We start from the raw sequence: 17,203 nt of genomic DNA, 5'->3' as shown, positions 1-17,203 counted from the left end.
TCATCTGAGTCCGATCGCGCCAAGTTCCCCTCATCCCCCATGGCTTTCGGACCCAGATACCACTATTCGTACATTATCCGCCTTTTGAGCGAAGTTTCGGACTCCAGTGCAACTATTGCCTAGAAAGGTGCTCATTTTGGGCGTTTTTCACACCAATAGCGGCTTTGGGTTCCGTTACCACTCCAAACGCCGCTGTTTCCCGCTTTTAAGGTCACCTGAGTCCGTCGCACCGAGCCAACCTCATCCCCCGTAGCTTTCGGACCCAGATACCACTATTCGCACATTTTTCGCCTATTGAGCGAAGTTCCGGACTCCAGTGCAGCTATTGCCTAAAAGACGCACATTTCCGGGCATCCGCTACAATAAACCTCCTAAATAAACGCAAAAAAAGAGACGTCCCTAAGCCATTTTGGCTTTAGAGACGTCCCTTTGAGTATTAGTGACTGTAATTAAGCATACCAGCCCCATACGAAGATGAAGAGCGTACCGAATATCGTAACTAAACCAACGAATAAGGCATAGGCGATATTGATGTAAAGTTCTTTCTTGGTATCTGCTGATTCACCAATATGCATGAACAGGAAGAGCTGCAAGGAAGCCTGAATGAGGGCTGTAACAAGCAGGATAGCCATGTTCGCAGTGTTGGATAGATCAAGGTAGATTACAGCAAGTGCAGCCACAGAAAGGACAAGAGAGGCTAAGAAACCCATCACATGGCGAATTGGAAACAATTGCTTCATCATGCTACATCAGTCCTTTCAGATAGACGAAGCTGAAAATAAAGATCCAGACAACGTCCAAGAAATGCCAGTACAGCGAGAAGATAAAGGATTTATTGGCCGTAGCCGGATTAATACCTTGACGCTTCAACTGGATTAGAATAGCCGCACCCCACAGGAACCCGAACGATACGTGAGCTCCGTGTGTTCCCAGCAGTACAAAGAGACTGGATAGGAAACCACTGGTTTGAAGTGTAGCCCCTTCGTGAACATAAGTGACAAACTCCGTGATTTCAATACCAAGGAAGCCGAGGCCCATTAGAAGGGTTAGTCCGAAAAAGACCATCATGGCTTTTTGGTAACCATGCCGCATGGCATGAACTGCAAGACCAATCGTGAACGAACTTGTCAGCAGCAGCAATGTTTCGATCATTACTGGACCAATTTCGAAAAGATCCGGCCCGCTAGGGCCGCTGGCAAAACGGTCTACCATTACAAAATAAACAGTGAACAACGTAGCGAACAGTGCAATCTCCGCTCCTAGAAAAACCCAGAAGCCAAAGATTTTATTACTATTCTCTTCTGTTGAGTATTCAAGCGGCTTAGACGCATCTATTTTCATACTGTCTCACCCCGCAATTTCTTTTCAGTAGCAATAACTTCTTCTGCTGGGATGTAGAATCCGTGATCCCGATCAAAGGACATAGCAGCTAGAACAATGAGGATACCTACTCCAGAGAGGATCGCTGGAATCCAAAGACTGAAGACCAGAGAGAACCCTGCAATGAAGAAGATAACACCCAGAACAAATGGTTTTCCTGTGTTGCTAGGCATATGAATCTTAGTAATCTTATCTTCAAAAAGTGGTACTTTATCTTGTTTAGCAGACCAGTAAGCATCGCGTGTTTTTACATTTGGAACCACTGCGAAGTTGTAAGCTGGAATCGGGCTTTTCGTTGCCCATTCCAAAGTACGTGCATCCCACGGATCTCCATCAGTATCTCTTGGTTCGTAACGAGTACTCCAGTAAATGTTATAAACCAGGATTACAAATCCAATAGCGAGACCGATCGCACCTACGAATGAGACCATACTCAGCGGGCCAAATCCGGTATCCGCAGAATAGGTGTATTGTCGGCGGGTCATACCCTTAAGTCCGAGAATAAACAGCGGGAAGAACGATACGTTAAAGGAAATGATAATCCACCAGAAGGCATGCTTGCCAAGACGTTCATTCAGACGGAAACCGAATACTTTAGGGAACCAGTAATGGAACCCTGCGATAACGGCGAAGACCGCACCTGGAATAAGAACGTAGTGGAAATGGGCAACCAGGAACATCGTATTATGGTACTGGTAATCGGCACTGGCCATAGCCAACATGACACCTGTTACCCCACCAATCGTAAAGATCGGAATAAAGGCCAGGGTGTATAGCATAGGTGTCGTAAAGGTTATTCGCCCTTTTCGTAAGGTAAATAGCCAGTTAAATATTTTCACACCTGTTGGTACGGCAATGGCCATGGTTGTAATCGAGAAGAAGCTGTTAACCATAGCACCTTGACCCATTGTATAGAAATGGTGAGCCCATACTAGGAAGGACAAGAGGGAAATGATCAACATACTGAATACCATGGATGTATATCCATACAGGTTCTTTTTAGAGAAGGTGGCGATAATTTCACTATAAATACCGAATGCCGGTAAGACAACGATATATACTTCAGGGTGACCCCATACCCAGAACAGGTTAGCCCATAACATATCCATACCGCCATTGGCCATCGTAAAGAATTGAGAGCCGAACAACCGGTCGAACATCATCAACGCGAGTGCAACCGTAAGCACAGGGAATGCGAATACGATAATTACGTTGGTGATCAATACGGACCAAGTAAACATCGGCATTTTCATCAACTTCATGCCTGGTGCACGCATTTTCAGAATCGTTACAATAAAGTTAACGCCTGTGAGGAGCGTACCAATACCTGAAATTTGTAGTGCGAGCGAGTAATAGTTATTACCCACCGTTGGACTGAACTCTAAACTTGCTAGCGGGAAATATGCGGACCAACCAGCATCTGGCGATCCCCCGATAACAAACGAAATGTTAAGCAGCATAGCTCCAAAGAAGAAGAGCCAGAAGCTGACAGCATTCAGACGCGGGAAGGCAACGTCTCTAGCACCGATTTGCAGCGGAACGATAACATTCATCAGACCGATAATAAACGGCATGGCCATAAAAAGGATCATAATCAAGCCGTGTGTTGTAAATACCTCGTTGTAATGCTGTGCGTCAAGAAATTTCATGTCCGGGGCTGCTGTTTGCAGCTTCATCATAATAGCGTCAACGCCGCCGCGGAAAAGCATAAGCAATGCAGCGAGGATATACATAATCCCAATACGTTTGTGGTCAACAGTAGTCAACCATTCGCGCCATAAATATCCCCATTTTTTAAAATAGGTCAGGCCGACGATAATCCCGATTGTAGCCAGAACAATACTTGCCATAGCTCCGTATATCAGGGGTTCGCCGTGGACCTTAAATTTATCCCAATCCATTAGGAATCGCTCCTTTCAAGTTGTTCAATTAACATTGACTAGTGTCCGTCATGTGTTGTGCTCTCTTCTAATGGAGAACTAGGTGTCGGCTCATCCAGTTCTGGATTAGGCTCGGTGTTGAATTCCGTCTCGCTGGATGGTGCTGGAGTCGGGTGAATTTCTTTATTATCCTGATGCTCCATACTTCCGTTATCCGTATCCATTTCAGTGCCACCATTACTCATATGGTCACCATGGCTTCCCGGAGGCGGGCTGAAGGATAAGTGAGTATTCGTATACGTTTTACGTCCGACATGTTCCATTTCCAAAAGACCTTTAAATTCATCTTCCGTCAGTGGACCCGCCGTTTCTTTAACGTCTTTCACCCATTCCTGATAGTCCTTATCTGTCATCGCAAGTGTTTCAAACTCCATGTGGGCAAAACCCTTACCATTAAAGTTCGCATTTCTTCCGACATAAGAACCTACAGTATCAGCTGAAAGGTGCAAGGTTGTGATCATGTCGCTCATCGCGTATTTTTGTCCTCCCAATTGTGGGATCCAAAGACTTGAGATCGTACCGAAAGAATACAATCTGAACTCTACAGCGCGGTGAACTGGAATGTTAACGTAGTTTACTGTTTCGATACCTTCTTCTGGGTAGCTGAAATGCCATTTCCAGTTAGAGGAGGAAGCATAAATTACAAGCGGTTTCTGATCTTTATAATCCGCTGCAACATTTTCTACATCTACTGTTGTTTTGACGGTGACTACGGAGAGGAATGCCACGATAATAATCGGAATGGTAATCCAGATAGCCTCCAGCCATTTGTTTCCTTCCTCGTGAGGAGGAATATAATCTTCGTTGCTTTTTTTAGCACGGTATTTCAAAAGCACAAAGACATATAAGATGTAGACAACTGCCAGAACGCCGAGCATCATAACAATGGAGAGAATGATCGTGTCAGATAAAGTTCTTGCAGCCGGCCCCTTCGGATTCAGAACAGCGATTGAACTGCATCCTGGCAAGAGTAAAATTAGGCTGAGAAATAAAGCGTATAACGGTCCCTTTTTGTTCATGCTTAAGCTCCTTCCTTCAATACTTCTTTTATTAACCCTCAACATTAACCTTAATATATAGTAAGAATTTATGGGGAAGAAAGCAAAAGACTTATTTTTCCATTTAGCCTAAAAAAGACCTTAATAATGGCGAACAAGTTAAATATGTGTGATCAATTTGTTACAAGTTTCTAATAGTATGATAAAGATCACTGTAACGGCGCTGTTTATGGGTTGAAAAATTCCGTTCAAACTTTGTTCAATAGTTTACTAAAGTTGCTAATTTAGACACATCTATTCTGCGCAAAACAGGGTGATTTTAACCATTTTTTGTTGATGCGCCAGTATTTAGCCGGAGTCGCGTGCTTTTTATGATTGTGGTTGAAATCACAGTTAACTTCTAAAAGGTAACAAATTATTCTGCTGGGGGTTACAATCTCTCAAATTTCATTCTATCAATGTATGATAAGGTAATAGACAAATATACATAGATAGGAGATTTTTGACGATGTCTTTAAAGAAAGTATGGCTATTATTAATCGTATTATTCATTGGTTCCGGATCAATACGAGCGATAGATTCAGTGAATGCAGCAGGTGCAGGCTCCCTTAGGTTAGGTGTGAACGATAAGTTAACAACTATTGAAGCAGTTTCGGTAAAAGATACCTATTACGTTCCTCTACGTGATCTATCACAGGAACTTAAGTTAACGCTAACTGGAGTGAGCGATGGGATAAAAGTTACAGGTCAGAACAGATCAATCAAACTGCTGAATGATCATGCAACAGCTACTCTAGGCGATGGAAAGACCATATCCATGAGTACATTTTTGAAAAACGGAAAAACAATGGTTCCACTGAAATTGACCTCTTATCTTGGTTTTGGAATTTCCTTTAAAGCAGATCAATATTTATTGCGTGTAAAAGATGGCTCGGCTACATTAGATGATGCAACATTTGTAAGTAAGTTTAAAAAGGAATTGAAGCCAACCGCAACTCCTGGAACTTCTACGCCAACTGTTGGGAAGCAAGGTAAGACCGTATACCTCACCTTTGATGATGGGCCAACGGCTACAACTTCTACATTGCTTGATATTTTGGCAAAATATGATGCGAAGGCAACTTTTTTCATGATCGGACCGAATATGAACCAGCATACTGCGCAAGTGAAACGGATTGCGAATGAAGGGCATGCTCTCGCGTTGCATGGAATGACGCACCGGAAAGAGAAGTTTTATGCTTCACCTGCGGCTGCGCTGGGAGAGATGGATAACGATAACGCCATTTTGAAAAAGATTACAGGTCAAAGCACTACACTGATTCGTCCTCCTTATGGAAGCAAACCTTATTTCACAAAGGCCTTTAGAGATAAAGTGCTGGCTCAAGGTTATCATCTATGGGATTGGAACGTGGACTCAGAGGATTGGAAATACAAGGATGCTAGTACGACGATCTATAATTCGGTAATGAATCAGGTTCATAAGCTGCAGAAATCGCAGACCAATCCAGTGATTCTGATGCATGATCAAAAAGCTACACTTAAAGTACTTCCGCGTATCTTAGAGTCATTGAAAAAAGAAGGATATACATTCCACGTCATTAGCTCAGATCTGAAACCTCTGAATTTCTGGAAGGATACACGCTGAGTTTTTCAAAAAAATCAAGAGGGAATCCCGACAGCTGTGAACTAGCTATTGGGATTCCCTCTTTTTTTGGTCTTGAACTAAACACTAATTTTTGTTTAATCCAACCACATTCATGCTCCCCAGTTTTTCTATCGGACCCAGATGACCTTAATTGCTGGATTTCCCTATTTTCAGGATGCTGTCGGACCTCATAGCCGCTATTGGTGCAAAAAACACCAGTTACAAGTGTTTTCCACACCAACAGTTGCACTGGTGTCCGAAACTTCGCTCCAATGGCGACAAATATGGAAATAGCGGCTACTGAGTCCTAAACTTCGCTCCAATGGCGACAAATATGCGAATAGCGGCTACTGTGTAGTCCGAAACTCCACTCCCAAGCCACTAAATGAGCGAATGGCGTCTGCTGTGTCCGGCCTGTGGGGATGAGTATGGGCCCACGCTATCGGACGCAGATGACCTTAATTGCTGGATTTAGCTATATTTCAGATGCTATTGGACCTCATAGCCGCTATTGGTGCAAAAAACACCCGTTATCAGTGTTTTCCACACCAATAGCTGCATTGGAGTCCGAAACTTTGCTCCAATGGCGATAAATGGGCAAATAGCGGCTATTGAGTCCGATAGCATATGGGGATGAGTATGAACTCACGCTATCGGACCCAGATGACCTTAATTGCTGGATCTAGCTATATTTCGGATGCTATCGGTCCACATAGCCGCTATTGGCGCGAAAAACACCCGTTATCAGCGTTTTCCACACCAATAGTTGCACTGGAGTCCGAAACTTTGCTCCAATGGCGATAAATGGGCAAATAGCGGCTACTGAGTCCTAAACTCCATTCCCAAGCCACAAAATGAGCGAATGGCGTCTGCTGTGTCCGCCAAACCAGATGGGATGAGTATGAACTCACGCTATCGGACCCAGATGACCTTAATTGCTGGATTTGCCTCTGTTTCGGGTGTTATCGGACCACATAGCCGCTATTGGTACAAAAAACACCAGTTATCAGTGTTTTCCACACCAATAGCTGCACTGGAGTCCGAAACTTTGCTACAAAGGCGATAAATGGGCAAATAGCGGCTACTGAGTCCGATAGCCTTTGGGGGTGAGCATAAGCTCACGCATCGGACCCAGATGACCTTAATTGCTGGATTTGCCTCTGTTTCGGGTGTTATCGGTCCACATAGCCGCTATTGGTGCAAAAAACACCAGTTATCAGCGTTTTCCACACCAATAGCTGCATTGGAGTCCGAAACTTTGCTCCAATGGCGATAAATGGGCAAATAGCGGCTACTGAGTCCGATAGCATATGGGGATGGGTATGAGCCCACGCATCGGACCCAGATGACCTTAAACTGGGGAATATCAAGTAGACAGTGTGTTTGAAAAACTAGAGATCAGCCGGGAACACTAGGGTTACGGGTTACGGGTTACGGGGTACGGGGTACGGGGTACGGGGTACGAGGTACGAGTTACGAGTTACGAGTTACGAGTTACGAGTTACGGGGTACAGGGTACGAGGTACAGGGTACGAGGTACAGGGTACGAGGTACAGGGTACGAGGTACAGGGTACGAGGTACAGGGTACGAGGTACAGGGTACGAGCATACCGATCATCTCCAAGGTTTTTATTGTTTCCACGCCTCCGTCTTTCCACTAGTGTCGCTGGAGATCACATAGCATATGTTTGCCCGCAACTTGCTGGGACCAGCTTACGTCTATACGCTCCTGCTGCTGAGACCAGCTTACGTCTATACGGTCCTGACCTGCTGAGATCAACTTACATCTCTCCCCCCTGACCTGCTGAAACCAGCCTACGTCTATACGCTCCTGACCTACTGAGACCAGCTTACATCCCTCCCCTTGACCAACTGAGATCAGTTGGCTCGCACTTGCTCCCAATCTACTATAACCACAAACAGCAGAGCAGCGATCTCCGTTACTGGAGAACCGCTGCTCTGCTGGTTTTAACAATATTATGAAGTCTATAGTTTGAAGCTGGACAATGTCTTTTGCAGATCTTCTGCGAGCACCGCTAAATACTGAGCTGAAGCCGACATTTCCTCCATTGCGGATAGTTGCTCCTGACTCGCTGCACTTGTGTCCTGAACACCTTCTGCACCTTTACTAGATATAACGTTGACCTGTTCCATAGCTGCTGCGACACCTTGTGATTCCATGGCCACATGAGCAACCGCTTCTCTAATCTCCGCTGTCTGTAAGGTAGCTTCTTTAATGGAAGTCTGAATCTCATGAAAAGCTTGAGATACCAGATGACTTTGAACTACGCCATTGGTGACTAGCTCAGTACCCAAAGCCATGGATTCTACTGCGCTTTCGGTTTGCTTTTGAATATGTGTAATAATATCTGTAACCCGTAAAGAACTATTTCTAGTTGCTTCCGCCAGATTACGAATTTCTCCAGCAACTACAGCAAATCCCCGTCCATGCTCACCGGCCCGTGCTGCTTCTATAGAAGCGTTGAGCGCAAGCAGATTCGTCTGTGTAGCAATACCGTTAATCGTTGTAATAATTGTATTAATCTCTTGTGACAATGTCCCCAGATTAGAAACAATCTCCTGACTCTGAGTTACACTGAGGTCAATTTCCTTCATCTGCACAATGATTTGGTCTACAGCCTCTACTCCACGATCCGATGAACCGGAAACTACTCCCATAAGATCCGACATTTCATAGCTGCTGCCCTCTACGGCTGCAATATCATTGGTCATTGCTTTTATAGAACGTGTTGTACTGTTAATGCTCTCTGTCTGCTCATCAAATCCCGCAGCAATCTCTCCAGAAGATACAGCGATCATTTGTGAAGCCAATGAGGTCTGCTCAGCACTAGCGCTCATCTCTTCCGATGAAGCTGACAGCAGTTCTGCACTCTCTGCAATCCCTTGCATCATCTTCCGCAAGCCCTGCAGCATATTGTTAAATGAACTGTTAATTTGGCCGATCTCATCCTTGGCGGTATACGTTGCTACCACGGTCAAATCTCCATCTTCTGCCCGCTTCATTAGTCCTTGCAGTTCTTTAAGCGGTTTTGTTATCAATCGAATGATTGCAATACTAATCAAGATACAAATCACCCAAGCGAAAGTAATCATTATGGTATTGTTTACCCGCATGCTTTTAGCGGTTGCCATGGAACCTGAATTGTGTTCATCAGCATCTTTAAGCAAAGAATCACTAATTCCTTTAAGCAGGTTGATCATTTTTTCACGGGATTCGTTAAATTCGCCTGAAAATACTTTATAGGCCTCTTGATTATGATTACTATCAGCAATCTTTATAATGTTATCCCGCTGTGCACGATAATCTGGCAAAAAGGACTCATACTCTTTGATTTTACTTACAATAGCAGGATCATTATACTGAATCGCTTTCACCTTGTTCATAAGTTCATTATTATCTTGAACCTTCACTTGGATACTCTCAGAAAGTTCTTTGTTTTTGCTGGCATCAACGCTAATCAAACGCTCCAAAAGATAGGATTCAATAGCCCTATTATTCGTACGCATCTGCCCTACGTAAGAAACAGGCAATAAATTTTCATTATATGTCTCATTTGTCTTTTCGGCCATTTTGTTCATTGTGATGATGCCTATGCCCCCTACAGCATTCACCATAATTACTGCGAATACCAAAAGCAGCCCTATTTTGTATTTCACTTTCAAATTTTTCATCTACACTCCGCCTTCACATTATCTTATGATCTATCTATTTTTATCGGTCGGAAGGGCTAAGAGTTTGATGATTTTTAAAATATTGTGTCGAATAAAAGTATATATTGTCATAAAACGACTTTCCTCAAATAAAAAAGGGCGGGCACCCGATCCGCTATTACTCCGAATCCATGTGTGACCGCCTAATCAAACTTCCTCTTCCTTATTCTCCCGAGGTATAGTACCAGTACAAAGTATCACCGTTCTGCAAAATATAACTGTCTGCACTGATGCTTGGATCCGCATCCCGGTTCGTTTTATACTTCCATCCGCTGCTTGGGCCTCCATCAAATTCAGCCAACCCGTCAATAGATTTCACGTAGATGCTTCCAGCGTTGCCGGATGATACTACCTTAGTCCCTAATTGACTGACTAGTAAGCTATAAGCCGTTTCGCCCTCTTTTAGAGCTACTGTTGTACTGGCTAGGATGGTTCCTTTCCGGCTATCTCCAATCACTGAGAGGGTAGCGGTAGCTTTTGCTGGAGCAATAACAGACGATCCGACAGTCAGAGACTGAGTATAACGCGCTACGCTCGGTACGCTATCTTTAGAATAACCGGTAACAGTTATTGTATAGCTATTTGCTGGGAGACCCCCATCAACAACAGCCACACCTTGTTCATTCGTGATTACCTTCTTATCACCAATCGAAACCTGCACACCTGCAGCTGGTGAGGTAACCGGATCAGAAGTTAAGCTTTCCTGATTCCACACCCACTTTTTCTGTGAAACCTTTACAGTAAAAGCTTCATTAGCTTTTGGCTGTGATGGGGTAAGCACCACAGCATCTACAACCTGTGTATTTTCTCCTGCATAATAGACAAGTACACGATCGGATTCCTGTAGTTCGAACGCATCCATACCCACACTTGGATATATCCACTCCCCGCCGCGTGATACCACGAAGCTCCACCATCCGTCGTAAGTACCTTGCGAAACTCCATGGATACCTGATACAAAGTTGCCATAAGACGATTTGGTGATATCTACTTTAAAATCATCGGTAGACCCTAGTTGTTGCAACGCTTCAAGGGCATTGGAGGCTTTTAAAGTCCCCTCACTAATCAACCCTTCCGGGCCTTCAACGGTAAGCGAAGCTGTTACATTCTTAGAAATCACCTTTAGAGCTTTTGTATATTTAGCAATCGTTGGGGCTTTACCTTCACGGTAGCCAGTTACAGTCAGTGTATAGTCACCTGCGGGCATATTTCCTGAGAATACGGCCTCACCTTTAGCATTCGTCGTTACCTTGTGAGCTCCAATTTGGACCTGAACACCCGCAGCTTTTGCAGTTACAGGAGAGGAAGTATTCGTAGCAGCGTCCCATTTCCACGTCTTACTAGTTACAGTGACGGTAAAAGAATCGCCCTCTTTAAGATTTGCTTTGGAAAGCGTAACGGAATCCACAAGCTTAGTGTCGTCTCCGGCATAATAAACCAGTACCTGATCTGAATCTTTAAGTACAAAATCACTCATGCCTACATCGGGATTAATCCATTTTCCGTCACGCGATACAACATACATCCATCCGTCATAACCACCAAAGCTTCCAGCAGCAATACTTCCGATGCCAGTCACATAACTGCCCGAAGGATTCGTGATCGGCAAGTTCGTTTGAAGCGCCAGCTTCTCTAACGCTCCAAGTGCGTTGCCAGCATAGGCGTACCCTTGTGCCAACGTGGCCTGTGGTCCCTCAATCGTTACTGGAGCGTAGATGAGTGAGCTCTGAATGGAGGATTTGGAAAAATCGTATAGCTTACTGTTGCTTCCTTTATACAGCAAATTATAGGCAACCAGCGCCTGAAGCCCTTGCTCTGTCGCCAGAACATTACTGCTTCCACCACGGCTATGGGTGAAGCTACCATCAGCTAGACGATAGCTAAGCAGGTTCTCCATTAGATCCACTTTGTTTTTGGTGTATTCTAATCCACTAGGATCAACTCCGAAGGATGTGAGTCCAAGGATTGCTTGTGCGCTACTTTCAGCACTGTCACCGTAACCCCCATGGCTATCTTGAGCTGCGGATAACCAGGCTACGGCTTGTAGCCCTGCTAAGTAGGCTTCGGGATTATTTTTATGTGCCGCCAGAGCCGTCAAGGTTATCGCTGTCATATCAGGCTCACTTGCGCCTGAGGTTAGTGCAAAGCCCCCATCCGGATTCTGTTTGGAGAGAATCTCCGTAAGGAGCTTATCCGCCGTCCATTTCGCGTCACTTGGGATATTATATTTACCAGAATCCAGCGCAAGTAAAGCATATACCGGATTATTAAGCGTCTGTTCACTGAGCTTGCTGTTATTATAAATTTTCTCAATCAGATTATAGCCAGGAGTCGTTCCGTTACCAGCAAAGCTAGTAGGATCTGCACCAATCGCTCTCACTGCGAGCACGATTCGAGCATAATCGGTTACATTGGCGAAATTTCCAGCTGCATCCTTTACTTTTTTCTCAAGCTCTGAATGGTAACTAGCTGGCAGCTTGTACCCTGCTTGCGCTAATCCAATGGCTTGCCAATCCGATTGCACGCCACCTTTCAAGAGATATTCTGCAGCCGCATAAGTCGCATCCGCAACATTAATCCGCTCCGCAGCAGTTGCCTCCAGACCGGAGCCAGCGCTCGCTTCTGCAAATATTTGTCCCTCCGGAGCAAGAGATGTTCCTAGAATTGAAATGACCATGAATAAGGCCAGCCCAAGTGCTACAAACTTGGAAGACATGATTTTCTTCATTGTTTAACCTCTTTCTGTATAAGAATGGGTACTGCCGGGAATAAGACGCATAACATAAAGACCGCCCCTTTGGAGGGCGGTCAGGGAAGATTACAAATTGAGGCTGCGGCGCTTGCTTCCTGCCAACAGTCCATCTGTATATGTTCCACATTCTTACCCCACGAAGAATAGAAACGCTCACGAAAAAGGCAGGTCTCCTGGCTAATGCTTCATCGCTGTTCTTCACCTTCCCACCCTACCTTCGGGGCAGTGGCTTATAGAAGAAACGCTCCGCACATACAGTGGCGGGACCGCGCCGGACTCTTGCACCGGACTTCCCTTTTAAGCAGACGACTAGATTGATAGAGTCTGCACCTTTTCCAGTATGTAGTATCTTATTTTGACATCCATAATCATATCTATTAATACATAGCATGTCTATAGAAAAGCTAAGTATGGGCAGCAAAAAAAATGAACAGCAATATACCACCTCCCGGTAGGTATTGCTGTTCAGAAAGCTTGTTATTCTGCTGTTCCTTCCGGACTTGCAGTCGGGGAGGGTTCAGCACTTGAATCAGAAGCTGGTGGAATATTAGGGTCGGGATCTACGATCAGTGTAAATCTTCCGGCTTTGATCATACTTTTCTCTAGAATTGTCACTCCAGGCTCCAATGTAACCTCAACCTGATAGGAAGGTTGTTCACCTTCAGTCACAGCTGTTGCGGAAGGCAACCCAGTGCTGTCCTCAGTATCAGAGGAAGGCGTAGGAGACGGAGATGCATCAGCTACAGCATTAGTAGCATCTGCACCTTCTGCTGTTCCTCCAGTAGTGCCAGCGGTATCTGACTCGTCAGCGGTGTTTCCCTCATCCGTCCCATCCGTTAACGGCACTGGACAAGTGCCATTCGTGGCAGCGACCTTAAAGCTTTTATCTATCTCTGTAGACGAAGACATTAAACTAATCTCAGTCGGTTGAAACTGCACACAGTCATCTGCACTTGCGAAGGTGAACACCAATATGCTGCTCCCCTTATCTCCTTCGACGCTCTGATCCTTCAAGTATACTGAAGCTGGAGGCAGCATATTGCCTGCACTCTGAACAGGGGTCGGCTCAGGGCTTGTCCCCGGCAGAGCCGTCTTCGTATCATCCGGACGCAGCATACTGAATACGATAATTGCAATAATCACCAGAATACCCGTAATGGAGCCGGAGATTAAGAGTCGAAATCGGCTGCGGCTGATCCAGCGCGCCAGCGGGGAAGCCAGTTGGGAACGGGCTTCATTGTACACATTTTGCAGAGCAGGCCGAGCTGCCGCGACATAGTTCTTTCGGAATTCCCGATTCTTGAACGCTTCACGATCACTGCTCAGGAAATACTTCAGAATCGCCTTACGGTAACCCGGTTGCAGCTTTTTATTCGAAACCGTAAATAAAGGATTGCCTTGCGACCAAGCAAAAAACCGATAGATGATTTCTTTGTCGGAACCGGCTTTACGCTTTAACAGCTCCAGAAGCGCATCGTAATCCAGCGGACCCCCTTCACGCTGAGTTGTGTAGTAAAAGGCTAGCGGAAGCCGTTCAAAGGGTTCCAGAACACGCGCCTCTTTTAGCAAACGACGACCCAGTAGCTGCACATCGTCTAGTTCCTGCGGAGACAATCCTGTAAAAATCTCCTCATTCGGCTTCTCTTCACCAAACCAGCGGTAAGCGGCACGCAGCGCATTCTCTTTCTGCTTGCTAATCCTATCCAGTGGCGGCTGCCAATCGACAACATTACCATACCGTAAAAAAACTACCTCCAGAAGCTCCTCCTGCGTCATATCAGAAAGCGATAAGCGGTTCAGTAAGAATCTATCTGCTGAAGCAGCAAGATCCTGCATTAGGGAGAGTGCCTTAGGAGCAACTCCTGTTCCTTTGCGGCGATCTTTTTCTGCCTTATCTACAATTTCATGAATTTCCGCCACAGAAGCCACCGGATCATGCTCCAGCTGGAGCTTTTCTAGCAAATAATCCTTCACAGCATTTTGAGCAAAAGACTGCTCTAACGCCACTGGCAGGAACCGCCCCCAATGGAGCACAAAGCTCAGAATATCCGCAGATCTGGACGCCGCAGCTAGTCTTGATTCCATATAAGGCTCAAGTAGCTGCTTACGGAAATAAGTTTCAGACATCACGCGCTGGAAGTAAGCTGCACTTAACTCATCATTACTCTCAATGATCCCGTAAGCAGCACTCAAAATATCCTTGCGGCCCGCTTCCACACTATGAAGCATCCCATTAATGAAATAATCCACGATTCTGACCCTGTAATTGTGATCCTTAAGTACAAAATACTCTTTAAAGCATTCCATAATCGCCGGATCTGGCACATTTCTTTGCCGAATCAGATCAAATTCCCGGTCAAACCGTTCTAAGAAAATATCATTCAAGCGGATTCTAGAATGAATTGCACCGTCTGGTTTAAGGTAAGAAAGCAAACCACTTAGCACCGCACTCTTGTTTTCCGTATATAAATGCTCGTTCCCTTGCTCAATCTCATAAAATATAGCCAGCTCATTATAGAAAGAAAGGGATAGCTTGTGCTCAGGACTCTCTCCACGTAGAATCTGATCGGCGAAGCTTACGAAGTCGTTAATGTCTCCTGGATTCAGCAGTAACAGCTTCCATACCAAATCAGCATAAGGCTGGCGGGAATCGCCAAAATCGACATTTCCCATCCGTCCGGAAGCCAAATCAAAGGTATAATCCTTCTCAATACTGCGGTCACCGGGACGAAGTGAACCTTTTTCCACAAAGCTAAGATGTATATATTTACGGCTTTGCGGTTCATTCGCATAGGTAATCACGCCTAATCTACGGCGGAATTCATACGGCAGCACGCTATACAGAATTTCTGTAAGCTCCACCGCCCGCGCAGACAACTCGGTGATAGGTACGTTTAGAGCCACGTAGATTTTTTTCTTACCTGCTACAGAGAGCATCACCGCTTGCAATAACGCCTTGAATATCCCTTCATCAATCCCTAACAAGCGTAAGCCTGCGATTGGATCAGGGCTGCGGTCTGTGCGAACAACTGGAATAGAGGGCAGCTCCGGCAAGGTTCCACCAAGCTCTCCCGTATAACGCTCTGCAAAATCAGCATGCAGCCAGTCTCCATAGCTCTGCACAATTTCTTCGGAACGTGAAGCAGGAACTACATAGTTATGTGCAAAAAAAGCGCTTCGTTGGCCTGTGAAATCGGCCGCTTGATAACGACTAAGCCCAATAACTGTATCCCCGTTCTCAGCATGAAATAGGTGCAGCGCACCAGGATATGCAGCCTCATCCTTCTCTCCACGTGCGGTTAACTCCGCAGGAGCATCGTAGAGGCAGAAGGGATGAAGGATTTTTTTCACAAAATTATTGTCTAGACTATCTGATTTCGCTACCGTATCGAAGCCTTCTGTGGAACGAAACACTCCGCGACGTTCGCGGGTGTACATCTGTTGGGCGATTGTTGACCCTGAGAAAACATTCACGGGCCGTCGCTCCCCTCAATATACTTCAGCTTATGCAGCAGCCAAATAAAAGGCTCGTCTACACGAATCGGGCTTACTACACCCTCAATCTTTTGATTCACAGGATTGCTGCCCAACGCAGATACTGCAAAATAACCCGTATTCGCGAAATAAACATCCATCGTATCTTTAAAGGGTCTGTCCACCTTACCAATAAATCTGCGAATTTCCCCGTCGATATTATGGAATTCGTCCATGTTTAATGTTTTGCGGTGAACATAGTTATTGAACACATTGCTGTTGGACTTGATGTAATCGCCATCCTCATCCTTCAGTGAATGCAGCATATCACTTTTGGCAAGCACAACCGCTGTTGGAATGTCTGTTTTGCTCTTTTCCTGATAGGCAATAAAATCACCGAACATCGTCAGCACCACATCGCGCGGCTCGTCATATTGTGAGACCCATTCTCCCGGGCGGTCACCGATGTTAATATGAATCTTTTCACGGATAGAACGGATTTGCAGCGGATCGACCATAAACAAAATACCCGCAGAGTTCTTGATATGCTGACCATGAAGTCCAAGATAATCCTGATCCACCATACCCTCACCTGCTACATCAAAGAATACAAGTGTCAGTGGCGGTTTATTTTCATCCTTAAAGACAAATTGAAAGATAAAAGGCTCCTGCATTTTTTCCTTCTGTGTAGAAGCCAGCAGATCCCCACGCTCAAAAAGCGGTTCTTCATACAATGTACGGAACTTACGGCTAATCTCTGCATTAAGCGGCATACAAGCGGCATCAAAATGACCTGCTGTAGTATGCTGCAATGTGTGGATCAGCGAGGTCATATACACCGATTTCCCGACTTGGGATGCCCCGATAATCGAGATGATGTTACTCGGCACCTTCCCGGCAGTCACCGGCAGCTCATTATGGCAGGACGGGCAAAGCCGTCTGCGCGTAAGCACACCGTAACGATCCGTAAGCCCAGTTAACACATGATCCGTGTAATGATGATATTCTTCCGGAATATCCGCCGGGTTGATAATCGCTTCTATGTCATCTACCGTATCAAGCCCAAAGCGCTCACGGTATTTGTTCAAGGCGTCATCCTCACCCAATGCGTAATTTTCATCGTCCTCCCGGCTGTGCATAGCCCGAAAGACGACATCCTCCGGAGAGAACTTGGTGAAGCAATACGGACACACTATATCGTAAAAAAGCGGCCGCGGCTCCGGCTGATTCTTTTTCATAATACGGCTAAAAAAAGACATCTACTCATCCTCCCAAAAGTTGT

11 protein-coding genes and 1 riboswitch are annotated in these 17,203 nt (G+C 45.4%); of the genes, 2 read left to right on the top strand and 9 right to left on the bottom strand.

All coding sequences use genetic code 11. The annotated features are described in order from the left end of the window. Window positions 1–449 precede the first annotated feature (449 nt). From qoxD to qoxA, 4 genes are read right to left on the bottom strand one after another with little or no spacing between them, the layout of a single operon-like run. Window positions 450–740, bottom strand: a complete 291-nt coding sequence (gene qoxD / locus MHI25_RS04990) for a cytochrome aa3 quinol oxidase subunit IV (protein ID WP_036680878.1) — start codon at window positions 738–740, stop codon at window positions 450–452. A gap of 4 nt (window positions 741–744) precedes the next feature. Then, entirely contained in the window at window positions 745–1,341 is a 597-nt protein-coding gene (gene qoxC, locus MHI25_RS04985) for a cytochrome aa3 quinol oxidase subunit III (protein ID WP_042124373.1), read from the bottom strand. Next, on the bottom strand, window positions 1,338–3,281 hold the full coding sequence (gene qoxB / locus MHI25_RS04980; protein ID WP_076129582.1) for a cytochrome aa3 quinol oxidase subunit I: 1,944 nt from the start codon (window positions 3,279–3,281) through the stop codon (window positions 1,338–1,340). Before qoxB ends, qoxC begins: the two co-directional genes overlap by 4 nt. A gap of 38 nt (window positions 3,282–3,319) precedes the next feature. After that, window positions 3,320–4,339 (bottom strand): cytochrome aa3 quinol oxidase subunit II, encoded by a 1,020-nt coding sequence (qoxA, locus tag MHI25_RS04975; RefSeq protein ID WP_036680822.1) that lies wholly within the window; start codon window positions 4,337–4,339, stop codon window positions 3,320–3,322. 487 nt (window positions 4,340–4,826) lie between these two features. On the opposite strand from qoxA, the gene MHI25_RS04970 reads away from it, so the two are divergent. Together MHI25_RS04970 and MHI25_RS04965 are read left to right on the top strand one after the other, a co-directional pair. Beyond that, window positions 4,827–5,963, top strand: a complete 1,137-nt coding sequence (locus MHI25_RS04970) for a polysaccharide deacetylase (protein WP_076185022.1) — start codon at window positions 4,827–4,829, stop codon at window positions 5,961–5,963. Window positions 5,964–6,825: 862 nt separating this feature from the next. Continuing rightward, window positions 6,826–7,029, top strand: coding sequence for a hypothetical protein (locus MHI25_RS04965; RefSeq protein ID WP_340395072.1), 204 nt, complete (start codon window positions 6,826–6,828; stop codon window positions 7,027–7,029). Window positions 7,030–7,620: 591 nt separating this feature from the next. Here MHI25_RS04965 and MHI25_RS04960 read toward each other — a convergent pair. From MHI25_RS04960 to MHI25_RS04940, 5 genes are all read right to left on the bottom strand, one after another. Beyond that, window positions 7,621–7,938, bottom strand: a complete 318-nt coding sequence (locus MHI25_RS04960; RefSeq protein ID WP_340395071.1) for a hypothetical protein — start codon at window positions 7,936–7,938, stop codon at window positions 7,621–7,623. A gap of 11 nt (window positions 7,939–7,949) precedes the next feature. Beyond that, window positions 7,950–9,656, bottom strand: coding sequence for a methyl-accepting chemotaxis protein (locus MHI25_RS04955; RefSeq protein ID WP_076276826.1), 1,707 nt, complete (start codon window positions 9,654–9,656; stop codon window positions 7,950–7,952). A 202-nt stretch (window positions 9,657–9,858) separates the two neighbouring features. Beyond that, window positions 9,859–12,423 carry a DUF4430 domain-containing protein gene (locus MHI25_RS04950; RefSeq protein WP_340395070.1) on the bottom strand — a complete coding sequence of 855 codons (2,565 nt, stop codon included), beginning with the start codon at window positions 12,421–12,423 and terminating at the stop codon, window positions 9,859–9,861. A gap of 169 nt (window positions 12,424–12,592) precedes the next feature. After that, window positions 12,593–12,796: riboswitch (cobalamin riboswitch) on the bottom strand. Window positions 12,797–12,924: 128 nt separating this feature from the next. Further along, a complete protein-coding gene (locus tag MHI25_RS04945) occupies window positions 12,925–15,921 on the bottom strand; it encodes a glycosyltransferase (RefSeq protein ID WP_340395069.1) in 2,997 nt (998 codons plus the stop codon). After that, complete coding sequence (locus tag MHI25_RS04940) at window positions 15,918–17,180, bottom strand: hypothetical protein (protein WP_340395068.1); 1,263 nt, start codon at window positions 17,178–17,180, stop codon at window positions 15,918–15,920. The genes MHI25_RS04945 and MHI25_RS04940 overlap by 4 nt, the downstream gene beginning before the upstream one ends. Window positions 17,181–17,203 lie beyond the last annotated feature (23 nt).

It is taken from the genome of Paenibacillus sp. FSL E2-0177 (assembly GCF_037992975.1).
Taxonomy (GTDB): domain Bacteria; phylum Bacillota; class Bacilli; order Paenibacillales; family Paenibacillaceae; genus Paenibacillus_AQ; species Paenibacillus_AQ odorifer.
This window is presented reverse-complemented; position numbering and strand designations above follow the sequence as displayed.

What these genes read in the sequence shown, in the direction of transcription:
- qoxD (WP_036680878.1), bottom strand. Translation starts at nt 740, where the DNA reads ATGAAGCAATTGTTTCCAATTCGCCATGTGATGGGTTTCTTAGCCTCT.
- qoxC (WP_042124373.1), bottom strand. Translation starts at nt 1,341, where the DNA reads ATGAAAATAGATGCGTCTAAGCCGCTTGAATACTCAACAGAAGAGAAT.
- qoxB (WP_076129582.1), bottom strand. Translation starts at nt 3,281, where the DNA reads ATGGATTGGGATAAATTTAAGGTCCACGGCGAACCCCTGATATACGGA.
- qoxA (WP_036680822.1), bottom strand. Translation starts at nt 4,339, where the DNA reads ATGAACAAAAAGGGACCGTTATACGCTTTATTTCTCAGCCTAATTTTA.
- MHI25_RS04970 (WP_076185022.1), top strand. Translation starts at nt 4,827, where the DNA reads ATGTCTTTAAAGAAAGTATGGCTATTATTAATCGTATTATTCATTGGT.
- MHI25_RS04965 (WP_340395072.1), top strand. Translation starts at nt 6,826, where the DNA reads ATGGCGTCTGCTGTGTCCGCCAAACCAGATGGGATGAGTATGAACTCA.
- MHI25_RS04955 (WP_076276826.1), bottom strand. Translation starts at nt 9,656, where the DNA reads ATGAAAAATTTGAAAGTGAAATACAAAATAGGGCTGCTTTTGGTATTC.
- MHI25_RS04950 (WP_340395070.1), bottom strand. Translation starts at nt 12,423, where the DNA reads ATGAAGAAAATCATGTCTTCCAAGTTTGTAGCACTTGGGCTGGCCTTA.
- MHI25_RS04940 (WP_340395068.1), bottom strand. Translation starts at nt 17,180, where the DNA reads ATGTCTTTTTTTAGCCGTATTATGAAAAAGAATCAGCCGGAGCCGCGG.